16 protein-coding genes and 2 tRNA genes are annotated in these 15,784 nt (G+C 66.7%); 12 read left to right on the top strand and 6 right to left on the bottom strand.

Annotation, left to right across the window (positions count from 1 at the left end; genetic code table 11):
• The first annotated feature begins 2 nt into the window (after window positions 1–2).
• Genes Q5701_RS03315 through Q5701_RS03305 form a run of 3 tightly spaced genes read left to right on the top strand, consistent with a single transcriptional unit; the run spans window position 3 to window position 3,036 of the window.
• The gene (locus Q5701_RS03315; RefSeq protein ID WP_306753733.1) at window positions 3–935 is read left to right on the top strand and encodes a sugar phosphate isomerase/epimerase family protein; all 933 of its coding nucleotides are present in this window, start codon (window positions 3–5) and stop codon (window positions 933–935) included.
• On the top strand, window positions 935–2,083 hold the full coding sequence (locus Q5701_RS03310) for an iron-containing alcohol dehydrogenase (protein ID WP_306753732.1): 1,149 nt from the start codon (window positions 935–937) through the stop codon (window positions 2,081–2,083). Before Q5701_RS03315 ends, Q5701_RS03310 begins: the two co-directional genes overlap by 1 nt.
• Window positions 2,083–3,036, top strand: a complete 954-nt coding sequence (locus tag Q5701_RS03305) for a sugar-binding transcriptional regulator (protein WP_306753731.1) — start codon at window positions 2,083–2,085, stop codon at window positions 3,034–3,036. Before Q5701_RS03310 ends, Q5701_RS03305 begins: the two co-directional genes overlap by 1 nt.
• A 74-nt stretch (window positions 3,037–3,110) precedes the next feature.
• Here the strand turns inward: Q5701_RS03305 and tkt are convergent, their stop codons facing one another.
• Complete coding sequence (gene tkt, locus Q5701_RS03300; protein WP_306753730.1) at window positions 3,111–5,141, bottom strand: transketolase; 2,031 nt, start codon at window positions 5,139–5,141, stop codon at window positions 3,111–3,113.
• Between the two features lie 143 nt (window positions 5,142–5,284).
• On the opposite strand from tkt, the gene Q5701_RS03295 reads away from it, so the two are divergent.
• The 8 genes from Q5701_RS03295 to Q5701_RS03260 all read left to right on the top strand — a co-directional run bounded on the left by Q5701_RS03295 (window position 5,285) and on the right by Q5701_RS03260 (window position 12,603).
• Window positions 5,285–6,049: a DeoR/GlpR family DNA-binding transcription regulator gene (locus Q5701_RS03295; protein WP_306753729.1), complete on the top strand. Its 765-nt coding sequence runs from the start codon at window positions 5,285–5,287 to the stop codon at window positions 6,047–6,049.
• A gap of 4 nt (window positions 6,050–6,053) precedes the next feature.
• A complete protein-coding gene (locus Q5701_RS03290; protein ID WP_306753728.1) occupies window positions 6,054–6,827 on the top strand; it encodes a triose-phosphate isomerase in 774 nt (257 codons plus the stop codon).
• A complete protein-coding gene (gene derI / locus Q5701_RS03285) occupies window positions 6,824–7,285 on the top strand; it encodes a D-erythrulose-4-phosphate isomerase (RefSeq protein ID WP_306753727.1) in 462 nt (153 codons plus the stop codon). The genes Q5701_RS03290 and derI overlap by 4 nt, the downstream gene beginning before the upstream one ends.
• A 3-nt stretch (window positions 7,286–7,288) precedes the next feature.
• Window positions 7,289–8,269 carry a class 1 fructose-bisphosphatase gene (locus Q5701_RS03280; protein WP_306753726.1) on the top strand — a complete coding sequence of 327 codons (981 nt, stop codon included), beginning with the start codon at window positions 7,289–7,291 and terminating at the stop codon, window positions 8,267–8,269.
• 4 nt (window positions 8,270–8,273) lie between these two features.
• Window positions 8,274–9,308: a class II fructose-bisphosphate aldolase gene (fba, locus tag Q5701_RS03275; RefSeq protein WP_234853500.1), complete on the top strand. Its 1,035-nt coding sequence runs from the start codon at window positions 8,274–8,276 to the stop codon at window positions 9,306–9,308.
• 279 nt (window positions 9,309–9,587) lie between these two features.
• The gene (locus Q5701_RS03270; protein ID WP_234853499.1) at window positions 9,588–9,803 is read left to right on the top strand and encodes a hypothetical protein; all 216 of its coding nucleotides are present in this window, start codon (window positions 9,588–9,590) and stop codon (window positions 9,801–9,803) included.
• A gap of 86 nt (window positions 9,804–9,889) precedes the next feature.
• Window positions 9,890–11,734, top strand: a complete 1,845-nt coding sequence (locus Q5701_RS03265) for an ABC-F family ATP-binding cassette domain-containing protein (RefSeq protein ID WP_306753725.1) — start codon at window positions 9,890–9,892, stop codon at window positions 11,732–11,734.
• A 125-nt stretch (window positions 11,735–11,859) separates the two neighbouring features.
• Window positions 11,860–12,603: a MipA/OmpV family protein gene (locus Q5701_RS03260; protein WP_306753724.1), complete on the top strand. Its 744-nt coding sequence runs from the start codon at window positions 11,860–11,862 to the stop codon at window positions 12,601–12,603.
• Window positions 12,604–12,709: 106 nt separating this feature from the next.
• On the opposite strand, the gene Q5701_RS03255 is transcribed toward Q5701_RS03260, so the two are convergent.
• The 3 genes from Q5701_RS03255 to tig all read right to left on the bottom strand — a co-directional run bounded on the left by Q5701_RS03255 (window position 12,710) and on the right by tig (window position 14,680).
• Window positions 12,710–12,783 (bottom strand) — tRNA-Gly (locus Q5701_RS03255).
• A gap of 42 nt (window positions 12,784–12,825) precedes the next feature.
• Window positions 12,826–13,245 carry a DUF1489 family protein gene (locus Q5701_RS03250; protein WP_306755331.1) on the bottom strand — a complete coding sequence of 140 codons (420 nt, stop codon included), beginning with the start codon at window positions 13,243–13,245 and terminating at the stop codon, window positions 12,826–12,828.
• Window positions 13,246–13,345: 100 nt separating this feature from the next.
• Complete coding sequence (tig, locus tag Q5701_RS03245) at window positions 13,346–14,680, bottom strand: trigger factor (protein ID WP_306755330.1); 1,335 nt, start codon at window positions 14,678–14,680, stop codon at window positions 13,346–13,348.
• A 167-nt stretch (window positions 14,681–14,847) separates the two neighbouring features.
• Between tig and Q5701_RS03240 the strand changes: the two genes are divergently transcribed.
• A complete protein-coding gene (locus Q5701_RS03240) occupies window positions 14,848–15,219 on the top strand; it encodes a hypothetical protein (protein ID WP_234853495.1) in 372 nt (123 codons plus the stop codon).
• Here the strand turns inward: Q5701_RS03240 and Q5701_RS03235 are convergent, their stop codons facing one another.
• Together Q5701_RS03235 and Q5701_RS03230 are read right to left on the bottom strand one after the other, a co-directional pair.
• Window positions 15,220–15,606: a hypothetical protein gene (locus Q5701_RS03235; protein WP_306753722.1), complete on the bottom strand. Its 387-nt coding sequence runs from the start codon at window positions 15,604–15,606 to the stop codon at window positions 15,220–15,222.
• 17 nt (window positions 15,607–15,623) lie between these two features.
• Window positions 15,624–15,719: transfer RNA gene (locus Q5701_RS03230), tRNA-Sec, on the bottom strand.
• Between the last annotated feature and the right edge of the window lie 65 nt (window positions 15,720–15,784).

The following is a 15,784-nucleotide window of genomic DNA, read 5'->3' as shown; positions in this document are numbered from 1 at the left end:
CCATGGCCCTGACGCTTTCGCTGAACACCAACCCGCTGGTCAACCGCTTTGCCGATCCCGACGACCTGATCGACACGGTGGCGCGTGACCTGCGCATCCGCGACCTGCAACTGACGCATGAATTCATCAACCCAGGCTGGCCCGCCCCGGTGATCCGGCGCCTGACCCGCCAGATCGCTGCCGCGCTGGACCGCACCGGCGTGCGCGTCACCAGCGGCATGACCGGACCCTACGGGCGGCTCAATCATTTCGGCCACCCCGACCGGGACGTGCGGAGGTACTATGTGGACTGGTTCAAGACCTTCGCCGACATCATCGGCGACCTTGGCGGCACCTCGGTCGGCACGCAGTTCGCGATCTTCACCTATCAGGATTACGACGATCCCGCGCGGCGAGAGGCGCTGATCCAGACCGCCATCGACTGCTGGGCCGAGGTCGCGGACCACGCCAAGGCCGCCGGTCTGTCCTATGTCTTCTGGGAACCGATGAGCGTGGGGCGCGAATTCGGCGAAACCATCGCCGCCTGCATGGAGTTGCAGGACCGGCTGACGGCGGCAAACATGGCCGTGCCGATGTGGATGATGGCCGATATCGACCATGGCGACGTGACCAGCCCCGACCCCGACGACACCGACCCCTATGCCTGGGCGCGCGCGGTGCCCAAGGTCAGCCCGATCATCCACATCAAGCAGTCGATGATGGACAAGTCGGGCCATCGCCCCTTCACCGCCGAATACAATGCCAAGGGTGCGATCCAGCCGGAACCCCTTCTGGCGGCATTGGCCCAGGGCGGGGCCGTGGACAACGAAATCTGCCTGGAACTGTCCTTCAAGGAACGCGAACCGAACGACCGGCAGGTGATCGCCCAGATCGCCGAGAGCGTAGCCTTCTGGGCGCCGCATATCGACAGCGGCGCCGGGGATCTGAGGGTCTGATGGTCGCGCCCTTCGCCTTTGCCACCGCGACCGAGATCCTGTTCGGCAGGGGCCAGGCGGCTGTCGCGGCGGCGCGGATCGCGGGCATGGGCCAACGGGTGCTGCTGGTCCATGGCCGCGACGCGGGCCGGGCGGGGTGGTTGGCCGATGCGCTGACAGCGCAGGGCTGCAAAATCACGGGCTTTGCCGTCCCGCGAGAACCGGACGTTCCCTTGATCCAGGAAGGCATCCGCGCGGCACAGGGGGCCGATGTTGTCGTGGCCCTGGGCGGGGGCGCGGTGATCGACGCGGGCAAGGCCATTGCCGCCCTTGTCCCCGCCACGCGCCCGATGCTGGATCACCTTGAGGTCGTGGGGCAGGGTCTGCCGCTGGACAACCCGCCCTTGCCCTTTGTCGCCATTCCCACCACCGCCGGCACGGGGGCCGAGGTCACGCGCAACGCCGTGATCGGCGTGCCGGAACAGCGCCGCAAGGTCAGCCTGCGCGACGCGCGGATGCTGCCGCGCCTTGCGATCGTGGACCCGGCGCTGACCGACGGGTGCCCGCGCGCGGTGACGCTGGCCTCGGGCCTCGATGCCATCACCCAGGTGATCGAGCCTTTCGTCTGCACCCGCGCCAATCCGCTGACCGATGCGCTGTGCCGCGATGCGATCCCGCGCGGGCTGGCCGCGATCCGGCGGTTGATGGAGGATGAAGATCCCGCAGCCCGGGACGAGATGGCCTGGGTCAGCCTTTGCGGCGGGTTGGCGCTTGCCAATGCCGGGTTGGGCGCGGTCCATGGCCTTGCCGGGCCGCTGGGCGGGCTGACCGGCGCCCCCCATGGCGCAATCTGCGGTGCGCTGCTGCCCCATGTGTTGATGGCAAACCGCCGCGCCGCGACCGATCCGGGTGCCATCGATCGCCTGGATCAGGTGGCCCGCTGGATCGGTGCGGGTTTCGACACGCCCTTCGCCTCGATGCCCGAGGCCACGCGGGCGCTTGCCGACTGGTCCCATCGCGCGGGCCTTCCGGCGTTGAGCGCGCTTGGCATCGGTCCCGAAGCGCAGACCGCCGCAGCCGAGGCGGCGGCAACCTCGTCCTCGATGAAGGCCAACCCTGTGGCGCTGACTGAAAACGAGTTGCGCCGCATCATGGAGGAGGCGGGCTGATGGCGCGGCATGGCGGGATCGACCCGGAAAAAAGCCTCGCCACCCGCGCGGCCTGGCTGCATTACGCGGGCGGGCTGACCCAAGCTGCGGTCGCCAAGCGGCTGGGCGTCACGGGCGTCAAGGCGCATCGGCTGATCGCGCGCGCCGTGGCCGACGGCGCGGTCAAGGTTTCCATCGACGGCGCCATTGTCGAATGCGCGGCGTTGGAGGACCGGCTGTGCAAGCGCTACGGGCTGGCCTTTTGCGAGGTTGCCCCGGATCTGGGCGAGGATGGGATCCCCTTGCGCGCCCTGGGCCTGGCAGGGGCCGGCTTTCTGCGCCGGGAAATCGAACGGGGCGAACATCGCGTCATCGGCCTGGGCCATGGCCGCACGCTGGCCGCAGCGGTCGGGGAACTGCCGCGCTTCGATGCGAACGGCACGCATTTCGTGTCGCTGCTGGGCGGGCTGACGCGGAACTACTCGGCCAACCGCCATGACGTGATGCACCGGCTGGCCGAAAAGACCGGCGCGCAGGCCTATGTCCTGCCGGTGCCGTTCTTTGCCAATTCGGAAACCGACCGCGCGGTGCTGCTGGCGCAACCGGGCGTGCGCGAGATTTTCGACTTGGCCAATGGCGCGGGGCTGAAGTTCGTGGGCATGGGCACGGTCGATCCCGGCGCGCAACTGGTCGCATCCGGCATGATAGAGCCGCGAGAGATCGACGAAATCCGCGCGGCAGGGGGGGTGGGCGAGATGATGGGCCATTTCCTCGATGCCCAGGGCCATGTGCTGGACACCACGCTGTCGGCGCGCACGCTGTCGGCATCGCTGGACGATCCGGGCGACAGCCGCGTGGTGGTGATCGCGGGCGGGGCCGACAAGGTGCAGGCGATCCGCGCCGCCCTGAAAAGCGGCCGGTTGCGCGGGTTGATCACGGATGAGGCGACGGCGGGGGCCTTGGCCCACCAATAGGCAAGGTGCGTGCGAAGCACGCACCCTACGGTTCGGGGGGGTAGGGTACGTGGTTTCCCACGCACCCTGGCCGGTTACTTGCCGGTCAATGCCTTCGCGCGGGCGACGATGGCATCCGCCGTGATCCCGAACTCCTGGTACAGCCGGTCGATGGGCGCGGATGCGCCAAAGCCGGTCATGCCGATCACGTCCTCCTCGGACGCGACATAGCGCGTCCAGCCGAACTTGCCCGCCGCTTCCACCGCGATGCGCGGCGCGTCGCCCAGGGTCGCCTTGCGGTAATCCTCGGGCTGCGCGTCGAACAGTTCCCACGACGGCATCGACACCACGGCGACGGCCAGGCCCTGGCCGTGCAGCGTTTCGGCGGCCTGAACGGCAAGCTGCACCTCGGTCCCCGTGGCGATCACCGTCACGTCGCGGCCTTCGCCGAACTGGCGGATCACATAGGCGCCCTTGGCGGTCAGGTTCTCGTCCCCGGCCTGGGTCCGCAGCTGCGGCACGTCCTGGCGCGACAGGGCCAGCAGCGAGGGCACGTTGCGGTTGCGGATCGCGATGTCCCAGGCTTCCAGCGTTTCCACCGTGTCGGCGGGGCGCAGGACCGTCAGGTTCGGGATGGCGCGCAAGGACGCCAGATGCTCGATCGGCTGGTGGGTCGGGCCGTCCTCGCCCAGGCCGATGCTGTCATGGGTCATCACGAAGATCGTGCCGACCCCCATCAGCGCCGACAGGCGGATCGCGTTGCGGGCATAGTCCGAAAAGACCAGGAACGTCCCGCCATAGGCGATGAAGCCGCCATGCAGGTTGATCCCGTTCATCGCGGCGCACATGCCGAATTCGCGCACGCCATAGCCGATATAGCGGCCCGGCGCCTCGCGCGTGTACTGGCTGTCCACGGCCTTGACGCGGGTCAGGTTCGACCCGGTCAGGTCGGCCGAACCGCCGATCATTTCCGGCAGGGCGGCGGTCAGCGGCTCCAGCGCCATCTGGCTGGCCTTGCGGGTCGCGGCCTTCTTGGGTTCCGCGAACAGCGCGTCGCGGGCGGCCTTGACGGCGGCGTCATAGCCTTCGGGAAAGGTGCCCGACTGGCGGCGGTTGAACTCGCCCTGGACCTCGGCGGACTTGCCCGCCAGACGCGCTTCCCATGCTTCGCGGGCGGTGGCGCCGCGGGTGCCGATCTTGCGCCATTCCGACAGCAGTTCCTCGGGGATCACGAAGGCCTCGTGCGGCCAGCCGATCGCCTCGCGGGTCAGCGCGGCCTCGTCCTTGCCCAGGGGCGATCCATGGACCGAATAGCTGCCCGCCTTGTTGGGCGAGCCGAAGCCGATCACCGTCTTCATCGCGATCAGCGAGGGCTTGCCGGTTTCCGCCTTGGCCGCCGCGATGGCCGCATCAAGCGCCTTGCCGTCGTGGCCATCGCAGCTCTCGACGTGCCAGCCGCAGGCTTGGAAGCGCGCGGGCACATCCTCGGAGAAGCTGATCGAGGTTGGGCCGTCGATGGTGATGTCGTTGTCGTCATACAGCACGATCAGCTTGCCCAGGCCCAGATGGCCCGCAAGGCTGATGGCTTCCTGCCCGATGCCCTCCTGCAAGCAGCCGTCGCCGGTGAAGACATAGGTGTGATGATCGACAAGATCGTCACCGAATTCTGCCGCCAGCCGCCGTTCCGCCAATGCCATGCCCACCGCCGTGGCCAGACCCTGGCCCAGCGGGCCCGTCGTCGTCTCGATCCCCTTGGCATGGCCGTATTCCGGGTGGCCCGCCGTGATGGATCCCCACTGGCGGAAGTTCCTGACCTGCTCCAGCGTCATGTCCTCATAGCCCGTCAGGTGCAGCAGGGAATAGAGCAGCATGGACGCGTGGCCGTTCGACAGCACGAAGCGGTCGCGATCCGGCCAGTCGGGGTTCTTGGCGTCGAACTTCAGGTGGTTGCGGAACAGCACCGTGGCCGCGTCGGCCATGCCCATGGGGGCGCCCGGATGGCCCGAATTCGCCGCGTTCACCGCGTCGATGGACAGCGCGCGGATGCAGTTGGCCAGCGCGAAGTTCTGCGGATCCAGTCCGGCCTTGGCCGCGATCTTGGGGTCTTTGGGCGAATCTAGGGGCATATGGTCCTCCGACGGTTTGGGGGTGAATAACGCGGACCGGCACGGATCACAACGATAATCACAAAAGCCCATCACAATGTCACAAAAATCATGTTGCGATTTCGGTGGGCGGTGTTACAACCGCCCCAACGCAGGAGGCATGGTTGAAGCGCGACGAACGCAGGCAGGCCATCATGGACCTTTTGGTCGGCGCCCGCGCCGTGGATCTGGACGATCTGGCCGACCGTTTCGCCGTGTCGCGCATGACCATCCACCGCGACTTGGACGACCTTGAACAGGCGGGTCTGCTGCGCAAGGTGCGCGGCGGCGCCACCATCGAGGCGGGCACCCAGTTCGAAAGCGACTTTCGCATCCGTGCATTGCAGGACTCTGATGCCAAGGCCCGCATGGCCCGCGCCGCGCTGGATTTGGTGGAACCCGGCATGACCGTGATGGTCAACGACGGGTCCATGGCCGCGCTGCTGGGCGCCAGCTTGACGGACAAGGCCCCCCTGACCGTCATCACCAACAACGCCGCCGTGATCGACCGGCTGAAGGACGCGCCGCGCGTGACGCTGATCGCGCTTGGCGGCACCTACAGCGCCAAGTTCAACGGCTTCTTCGGCGTCGTGACCGAGGATGCGCTGTCGCGGCTGCGCGCGGATTTGGCCTTTATTTCCACGCCTGCCGTGGCCGGGCTGCGGGCGTTCCACATGGACGACGCGGCGGTGCGCGCCAAGCGCGCGATGATCTCTGCCGCCGACCGGACGGTGCTGCTGGTCAACCACACTCGCTTCGGCCGGTCCGCGCTGCACGCGCTGGCGGACCTGACCAACTTCGACGCCATCATCACCGACGCCGCCCCTGCGCCCCATGATCGCGCCGCGATCGAGCGGGCCGGGCTGCGGCTGACCATTGCAAGGGATTGAGCGCATGACGGATTTCTGGATCGGCACAAGCTGGAAGATGAACAAGACGCTGGATCAGGCGCGCGTCTTTGCCGAAGGCCTGGCCGCCGCCGACAGGGACCGCGACCCGCGCATCCAGCGTTTCGTGATCCCGCCCTTCACCGCCGTGCGGCAGGTCAAGGAATGGCTGTCAGGCACATCCGTGAAGGTCGGCGCGCAGAACATGCACTGGGCCGACGAGGGCGCCTGGACGGGCGAGATCAGCCCGGTGATGCTGCGCGACTGCAACCTCGACATCGTGGAACTGGGCCACAGCGAACGGCGCGAGCATTTCGGCGAAACGGACGAGACCGTAGGCCTCAAGACTGAGGCCGCGGTCCGCCACGGGCTGATCCCCCTGATCTGCATCGGCGAGACGCTGGCCGAACGCGAATCCGGCCGCGCGCAAGACGTGCTGGAAATGCAGGTGCGCGGCGCACTTGGCAAGCTGACAGGCGACCAGAAGAACGCCACGATCCTGCTGGCCTATGAACCTGTCTGGGCCATCGGCGTTAACGGGATCCCCGCCACGTCCGACTATGCCGATGCGCGGCAGGCCGAGATCGTCGCGGTCGCGCAGAACGTGCTGGGGCGCCGCGTGCCCTGCCTTTACGGCGGCTCGGTCAATCCGGGCAATTGCGAGGAACTGAATTCCTGCCCGCATATCGACGGGCTGTTCATCGGCCGGTCCGCCTGGAACGTGGACGGCTATCTCGACATCCTGGCGCGCTGCGCCGCAACCATCGGAGACAAGCAATGAAACTGGCAATCGCAGGCGACAGCGCGGGCGAGGGGCTGGCCAAGGTTCTGGCCGACCACCTCAAGGACAAGCACCAGGTGTCAGAAATCAGCCGCACCGACGAAGGCCCCGACGCCTTCTATGCCAACCTGTCGGACCGGGTGGCAAGCCAAGTCAAGGACGGCACCTTTGACCGCGCCATCCTGGTCTGTGGGACTGGTATCGGCGTCTGCATCGCGGCCAACAAGGTGCCGGGCATCCGCGCCGCGCTGACCCATGACACCTATTCCGCCACCCGCGCCGCGTTGTCGAACGACGCCCAGATCATCACCATGGGCGCGCGCGTGATCGGCCCGGAACTGGCCAAGGCCATCGCCGATGCCTGGCTGGCCGAGACCCAGAACTTCGACAAGGCCGGCAAGTCCGCAGGCAACGTGGATGCCATCGACGCGGTCGATTCGAAATACAACAAGGCCTGAGGGATGCTGAAACTGCCGAACGACGGCCCGGCCACGGGCCGCCTGCTGTCGCATGTGCTGAGAGGGGAAGGCCCCGCCGCCATTGTCCGTGCGATTGCCGAGGCGCAACTGCCGCTGATGCGGCGCCTGGCCGCGGGACGCCTGCACGGCGACCCGACCGAGATCGTGGGCGTCAACGACACCGGCGACAAGCAGAAGGCGCTGGACGTGGGCGCCCATCACCACATGATCGAGGTGCTGCGTCGCGCCGGTGTCCGCCAGGTCCTGTCCGAGGAAGCCGAGGCGGTCATTCCCCTCAACCCCGACGGCGCCTGGGACGTGGCGATGGACCCCATCGACGGATCGGGCAGCATTGGCATCGGCGCGCCCCTGGGTATGCTGTTTTCCATCCTTCCCGCCGCGCCCGAAGGCTTTCTGCGCACGGGTGAAGCGGTGGTGGCTGCGGGCTATGCCAGCTTCGGGCATTCGATGGATTTCGGCTGGTCGCTGGGCGACGGCACCCATATCGCTGGCTGGGACGACGAGGCGGGCGAGTTCCGCATGGTGCGCGAAAATGTCACGCTAAAGCCTATGGCATCCACCATAGCCTATAACGCTTCGAACGAACGCCACTGGGTGCCGGGGCTGCAGGCTTGGGTCGCCGATCTGCGCGCAGGCCGGGACGGGCCGCTGGGCAAGAATTACAATATGCGCTGGCTGGCCGCCGCCGTGGGGGAATTGCACCGCATCCTGCTGAACGGGGGGGCGTTCCTTTATCCCGCCGACCGGCGCCCCGGGTACGGAAACGGCAAGCTGCGGCTGGTCTATGAGGCGATGCCCATCGCCTTTCTGGTCGAACAGGCGGGCGGGCTGGCATCCGACGGCACGCAGCCCATCCGTTATCGCAAACCGTTAGCGGTACACGACATGACGCCCCTGATATTCGGCGCTAAGGACGAGGTCGAGACGATCCTCGGCTATCTGGCCGAACCCACCGAAGGATAACGACATGGCTATGATTACCCTGCGCCAGCTTCTCGACCACGCGGCCGAGAATGGCTACGCGGTCCCCGCCTTCAACATCAACAACATGGAGCAGGGTCTGGCGATCATGACCGCAGCGCAGGCGACGAAATCGCCGGTGATCCTGCAGGCCAGCCGAGGCGCGCGCGCCTATGCCAACGACCTAGTGCTGGCGGGGCTGATCCAGGGCTTTGCCCGCGCCTTTCCGGACATTCCGCTGTGCATGCATCTGGACCACGGCAACGGCCTGGCGACCTGCGCCACCGCGATCCAGAACGGCTTTACCAGCGTGATGATGGACGGCTCGCTGAAAGCCGACGGCAAGACGCCCGCCGATTACGACTATAACCGGGACGTGACCGCCCAGGTGGTGCAGATGGCGCACGCCTGCGGCGTGTCCGTCGAAGGCGAGCTGGGCGTGTTGGGCAGCCTGGAAACCGGCATGGGCGACCAGGAGGACGGCCACGGCGCGACCGAACAACTGGGCCACGACCAGCTTCTGACCGACCCGGACGAGGCCGTGCGCTTTGTCAACGACACCAAGGTGGACGCGCTGGCCATCGCCATGGGCACCTCGCACGGCGCCTACAAGTTCTCGCGCAAGCCCGATGGCGACATCCTGGCGATGCACGTGATCGAGGAAATCCACACCCGCCTGCCCAACACCCATCTGGTGATGCATGGCTCGTCGTCCGTCCCCGAGGATCTGCAGCAGATCATCAACAGCTATGGCGGCGACATCAAGCCGACCTGGGGCGTCCCGGTCGAGGAAATCCAGCGCGGCATCAAGCACGGCGTGCGCAAGGTCAACATCGACACCGACAACCGCTTGGCCATGACCGCCGCGATCCGCAAGGTCTTTTCGGAAGAACCGTCCGAGTTCGATCCGCGCAAGTATCTGAAACCCGCGATGCAGATGATGTCGCAGGTCTGCAAGGACCGCTTCGAGGCTTTCGGCACGGCCGGCAACGCCGACAAGATCGTGCCGTTGCCGCTGTCGGCAATGGCTTCGCGGTATTGATCTGCGGTTGGAATGAAGAAGGGGCCTCGCCGGGTGGCGGGGCTTTTTTGTTGCCTTTTCGAAGGATCATCTGCGCGGAATTACCTTTGTGACGCATCGCCGCTGAAACAGCAGAAGCAGGAAGCTGCGGCGAACTGATAAACCGAAGGTCGTTGCGGCAATGTCCGACCGGGCCGACCGACCAGGCTTCTTCAACCGCCTTGGGGACATCCCCAGGCGTTCTGAAACTTCTTGGTCCTTTCCGCTGTTATCCCCCCGACACCCGAAAGGAACCTTCTCATGGCCACCGAACCCAAGCCCAGTCGCGGTATGCCCCGCTCGCTGCTCTACGCGCTGATCCCCGCCGGATTTCTGATCATGGTTGCCTTCATGGTGCTGTCCGGGCGCGACACGTCCGAGACGGCAGCCGAGGCGGCCGTCGAAGCCACGGATACCGTTCCGCAGCCTGTCGAAGCGGCGCCCGGTACGGCAGCCCCGGCGGAACCGGCGAACTGACGCCTAACCCCCGTATCGGATAAGCCCCGGGCAAGGCGCGGCCATGCCAGCTTGACGCCGCCCCCCGCATCGGCCATGCCGCGCCCATGTTACGCATCGACGATATCTCTTATTCCATCCAGGGCCGCCCCTTGTTCGAGGGCGCCTCGGCCACGATTCCCGAAGGCCACAAGGTCGGCCTTGTCGGCCCCAATGGCGCGGGCAAGACCACGCTGTTCCGGCTGATCCGGGGCGAACTGGGTCTTGATGGCGGCGACATCAGCCTGCCCAGCCGCGCGCGCATCGGCGGCGTCGCGCAAGAGGCGGCGGGAACCGCCACCTCGGTCCTGGAAACCGTTCTGGCCGAGGACAAGGAACGTGCATCGCTGCTGGCCGAAAGCCACGCCGCCACGGACGCGCACCGGATCGCCGACATCCAGACCCGGCTGGCCGACATCGACGCCTGGTCGGCCGAGGCGCGGGCGGCCTCCATCCTGGATGGCCTGGGCTTTTCCACCGCCGACCAGGCGCGGCCCACCAGCGACTTTTCCGGCGGCTGGCGGATGCGTGTCGCCTTGGCGGGCGTGCTGTTCGCGCAGCCGGACCTGCTGTTGCTGGACGAACCGACCAACTATCTGGATCTGGAAGGCGCGCTGTGGCTGGAAAACTATCTGGCGCGCTATCCGCACACCGTGATCATCATCAGCCACGACCGCGACCTTCTGAACCGCGCCGTGGGCCATATCCTGCACCTGGAAGCGCGCAAGCTGACGCTGTATACCGGCGGCTATGATGATTTCGCCCGGATGCGCGCGGAACGCCGCGCCCTGCAGGCCGCCGAGGCGAAGAAGCAGCAGGCCCGGCGCGACCATCTGCAAGGCTTCGTGGACCGCTTCGGCGCCAAGGCCAGCAAGGCCCGCCAAGCCCAGGCCCGCGTCAAGATGCTGGCCAAGATGGAGCCGATCACCGCCCCCGAGGAAGCCAAGCTGTTCCGCTTCGGCTTTCCCCAGCCCGAGGAACTGTCGCCCCCGATTGTGGCGATGGAGGGCACCAGCGTCGGCTATGACGGGCGCGCGGTCTTGCGCAAGCTGACCCTGCGCATCGACCAGGACGACCGGATCGCGCTGCTGGGCCGCAACGGGCAGGGGAAATCCACGCTGTCCAAGCTGCTGGCGGAACGCCTGCCCGCGATGGAGGGCAAACTGACCCGATCCGGCAAGCTGCGCATCGGCTATTTCGCGCAGCATCAGGTGGACGAACTGCATCTGGACGAAACGCCGCTGGATCACATCCGCAGCCTGCGCCCGCACGAAGGCCAGGCCAAGCAGCGAGCCCGGCTGGCCGGTTTCGGGCTGATGGAGGCGCAGGCCGAAACCAAGGTTGGCCAGTTGTCGGGCGGGCAAAAGGCGCGGCTGTCGCTGCTGATCGCCACCATCGACGCGCCGCATCTGCTTATCTTGGACGAGCCGACCAACCACCTGGACATCGAATCGCGCGAGGCGCTGACCGAGGCGCTGAACGACTATACCGGCGCGGTGGTGCTGGTCAGCCACGACATGCACCTGTTGGGGCTGGTGGCGGACCGGCTGTGGCTGGTCAAGGACGGCGCTGTGGCCCCCTATGAGGGCGACCTGGACGATTATCGCCGGTTCCTGCTGAGCGGGGACGAGCCGAAAGTGGTCGAGGCGCCCAAACCCGCCCCGAAGCGCCCGTCGCGCGACGCGGTGCTGGCCCTGCGGTCCGAAGCGCGCCGCGCCGAGGAGCGCGTGCAAAAACTGGCCGATATGCTGGCAAAGCTGGATGTGAAGCTGGCGGATCCCGCGCTTTACAACGACCCCTACGAGGCGAAACGCTGGTCCGCCAAGCGTGCCGAGGCCGTGCAGGCGATGGCGCGCGCCGAGGAAATCTGGATGAGCGTGCTTGAAAACCTGGAAGGGGCGGAACGCGCCTAGGGGCTGTTGCCCAAATGCGCCGCCCGCCGGGCGATCATTAACGATTGGCGCGCGCCGCCTTGTGCGGAACCGCGATTCGCCTCATGTAACATCTACATTCCGCCGACCCCCTGAAGGATCCGACCATGAAAAACACGCTGGCCCTGGCCGTTCTTGCCGTATCCGCTGCCACGGGTGCATTCGCGCAGGATTTCGGCTTTGCCGGCCGCGAGTTCTCGGTCGATCTGGGGGTCGGTGTGAATGTCGGACCCGATTATCCCGGTTCCGACGATGCCGAGGCCGGGCCTTGGCTGATCTGGCGCAATGCCGGGTTCGACCAGCCGGGCAGCGACCTGCGCGAAGGCTTTGCCATCTCGCCGTCCTTCGGCACGGTGGGCGAACGCGAGGCGTCGGACAGCGATGATCTGGCAGGCATGGACGACATCGACGCGGCCTATGAGCTGGGGCTGCGGGTCAGCTATGGCACCGGCCCTCTGGTCGTCTTTGGTGCGGTGCGCCAAGGCTTCGATGGGCACGAGGGGCTGACGGGCGAGATCGGCGCCAGCTATCGCACCGAACTGTCGGACCGCCTGATCCTGTCGTCAGGCCTGTCGCTGGGCTATGGCGACGGCGATTACAACGGAACCTACTTCGGCGTGACTCCTGCCGAGGCCATTCCCGGCCGCCCCGGGTACGACATCGGCGGCGGCTTCAACATGGCCGCAATCAGCTTCGCGGCCCGCTATGCCGTGACCGAAAACGTCGCCCTGGTGGGCGAGGTCGAATACGGCAAGCTGATCGGCGATGCCGGGGATTCGCCCGTCGTGCAGGACGAATACCAGCCCGCGCTGCGGCTGGGCATCGTGCGGAAATTCTCGTTCGGGTTCTGATCGGGACAGGATCGGGAAAGCGACAAGCCGCGGATCGTCCGCGGCTTTTTCATGCGTCCGGCCGGTCGAGATGCCCTGAAGGGACCGCCTGATCTTGCAAGGGGATTGGAGCGGGTGAAGGGAATCGAACCCTCGTATTCAGCTTGGGAAGCTGCTGCTCTACCATTGAGCTACACCCGCATGGCGCCTTGGCTAAACGATGGAAAAGGCCGCGTCAAGCCGTCAGACAAGCCCCATTTCCGCAAGCGCCGCCGCCATCTGCGGGGGCAATGCCACGTCCCCTTCGCGGCCCCGGACCATGTCGGCAGGGGCGTCCTGGGCGTGCAGATAGCGCCAGCCCTGGAAGGGGCGGCGGGGCACGGCGGTGACAGGCACCAGTTCCCGGTCCAGGATCAGGGCGCAGCGGCGGATGCCATCGTCGTGGCGGTGTTCGTCCAGCCGCACGATGCGCTGGCGGGCCAGCATGACGCCCTTGAACACCCAGAAGATCGACCCCCCGGCCAGCAATTCGCCTTCGCGCTTGGGCCACATCCGGGTCACATGGACGGCATGGCCATCGCCGAAACGACGCTGCCAGTGGACCAGATCGTCCGGCCCTTCGGCCCCGACGCAAAGCTTCATAAGGTGGAGTTGTGCTGACATGGCCGCAAGATAGGGGGCAGGGGCGGGCGTCACAAGATCGCCGCCAACGAAAAGGCCGCGCAGGATGGCGCGGCCTTTCTGTTTCAGTGGAAAGGGACGATCAGAGTTCGTCCAGGGCCTCGACGGCCTTTTCCAGTTCTTCCTTGGTCACGGATTTTTCGGTGACCTGCGCTTGTTCGGTGATGTGATCGACGACCTTGTCCTCGAAGATCGGGGCGCGCAACTGCTGCTGCACGGCCTGGTTCTGCTGGACGAATTCGAAGAAGGCGCGTTCCTGGCCCGGATACTGACGGGCGGCGCGCAGCACGGCCTGGGTCATTTCCTGGTCGGTAACGGTCACTTCGGCCTTCTGTCCGATCTCGGCCAGCAACAGGCCAAGGCGCACGCGGCGCTCGGCCAGCGTCTTGTGTTCCTCGGTCGGCTCGATGCTGCCGTGGTTGTGGTCGTGGACCTCGGGGTTTTCCTCGTGCCACAGCTGGTGGGCGATCTGCTGGGCCTCCGCCTCGACCAGCGATTCGGGCAGGTCGAACTTCACCTTCTCGTCCAGCTGGTCCAGGAGCGAGCGTTTCAGGATCGCGCGGGCTGCACCGGCATATTCCTGTTCTAGACGACCGGCGATCTGCTTTTTCAAACCGTCCAGATCCTCGGCGCCGAATTTTTTGGCCAGTTCGTCGTCGATCTCGGCGGCCTGGGGGGCTTTCACGGCCTTGACCTTGCACTCGAAGGTGGCTTCCTTGCCCGCCAGATGCGGGGCGCCGTATTCCTGGGGGAAGGTCACGGTGACGGTCACGTCGTCACCTTCCTTGGCGCCGACCAGCTGATCCTCGAAGCCGGGGATGAAGCTGTTCGAACCCAGCACCAGCGGATAATCCTCGCCCGCGCCGCCCTCGAAAGCCTCGCCATCGACGAAGCCCTTGAAGTCGATCACGACCTGGTCGCCATTCTCGGCCGGGCTGCCTGCCGTGCGGTCATCGAACGATTGCGCGGATTTCGCCAGGTTCTCAAGCGCCTCGGTGATGGCCGCGTCCTCGGCCGGGACGGACAGCTTTTCCAGCGTCAGACCGGACAGGTCCACCTCGGGGATGGGGGGCAGGGCCTCGTAGGACACGTTGACGACGACATCGTCGCCTTCCTTCCAGCCTTCGCCGTTCTGCATCTCGACCTTGGGCTGGGTCGCGGGACGGTCGCCCGAGGTGTCCAGGTGCGACTTGAGCGCGCCGTCGATGGCGTCCTGCATGGCGTCGCCCAGGATGCGGGGGCCGAATTGCTTCTTCAGCATGGCCATCGGAACCTTGCCCTTGCGAAAGCCCTTCATCTCGACTTCGGGCTGGGCTTCCTTCAGCTTGGCATCGACTGTGGCGGCCAGATCCGCAGCCGGCAGGGTGAACTGGTAGCCCCGCTTGAGACCTTCGTTCTGGGTTTCCTTGACCTGCATCATCGTCCTCATGGCATAGGGCCGCCACCGCGGGGGCGGCCTGAAAAATTCCCGCCCTTCTAGTCGCGGGGGCGCGCCGCTGCAAGCGGATTGCGGGCGCCGGTCCCGGAACCCGCGCGGCGGGCGGGGCGTTTGCAAGGCATCCCCCTAACGCCCAGGTGTCCATCATGACCCGCATCAGCGCCATTCTTGCCACCAGCCTTCTGGCCGTCAGCGCAGGCTGGGCGCAGACCGCCCCGACCGCGCCCGCCGCCGCGCCCGCAGCCCCGGCCGAACAGACCCAGGTCCAGGGCCAGTCGGGCGAAGGCGACTGTCCCGCCCGCGACACGGTGGCCCAGCCCGCAACCGCCCCGCAGCCCGGCGCCAATGCCACCGATGCCAACAATGCCGGCAGCAGCGGGTGGAGCGGGGGCCTTGGCGGATCGCATCTGGGCACCAACACCCAAGGCGCGCTTGCAACCTCGCCCACCTGGCATCCGCCCACCGTGCGCGGGCTGGATCTGGCAGGGCGGGCGGAACCGGTCGCCCAAAGCTGCTGATCAGTTCAGGATCGGCACCTGCGGTTCCGCGTCGTCCAGCCGCAGGCGCAGCCCGTCGCGGTTGAAGAACTCGCCGTCGCGGATCAGCGTCCGGTCGCCGTTCAGCGCGCGGACAAGCTGGTCCAGCCGGTCGCTGGCGATGTTGTCGGCCACCAGCCCCTCGCGGCCCGCCCGGAACAGGGCGACCCCGTCCCAGGGCACGCCCGAACCGTCTAGGTGATCCACCATCTGCGGCCAGTCGATGTCGTCGCCGATCACGTGAAGATGCGTGGACTTCAATAAGTCGATCCGTCCTCCGCCAATGCCCACCAGGACGATCAGCAGCGTGAAACCCTGCGTTTCGGCGAATGTCGCCCGCAGCCAGTCGTCAAAATCGGTATCGCTCATGGCAGGCCTTCGGATGTTGGCGGAAGGGAATGGGAGTCGAACCCACCCGGGACAGTCTCGCTGCCCCAACCGGATTTGAAGTCCGGCCGCCCCACCGGGGACGATTCCCTTCCATCCGTGCCGAACAGGTCGGCACGATGAGGGTTGATGCGACGCAAATCGCCCCGGCGCAAGGTCA

It is taken from the genome of Paracoccus actinidiae (assembly GCF_030863885.1).
Classification (GTDB): domain Bacteria; phylum Pseudomonadota; class Alphaproteobacteria; order Rhodobacterales; family Rhodobacteraceae; genus Paracoccus; species Paracoccus everestensis.
This window is presented reverse-complemented; position numbering and strand designations above follow the sequence as displayed.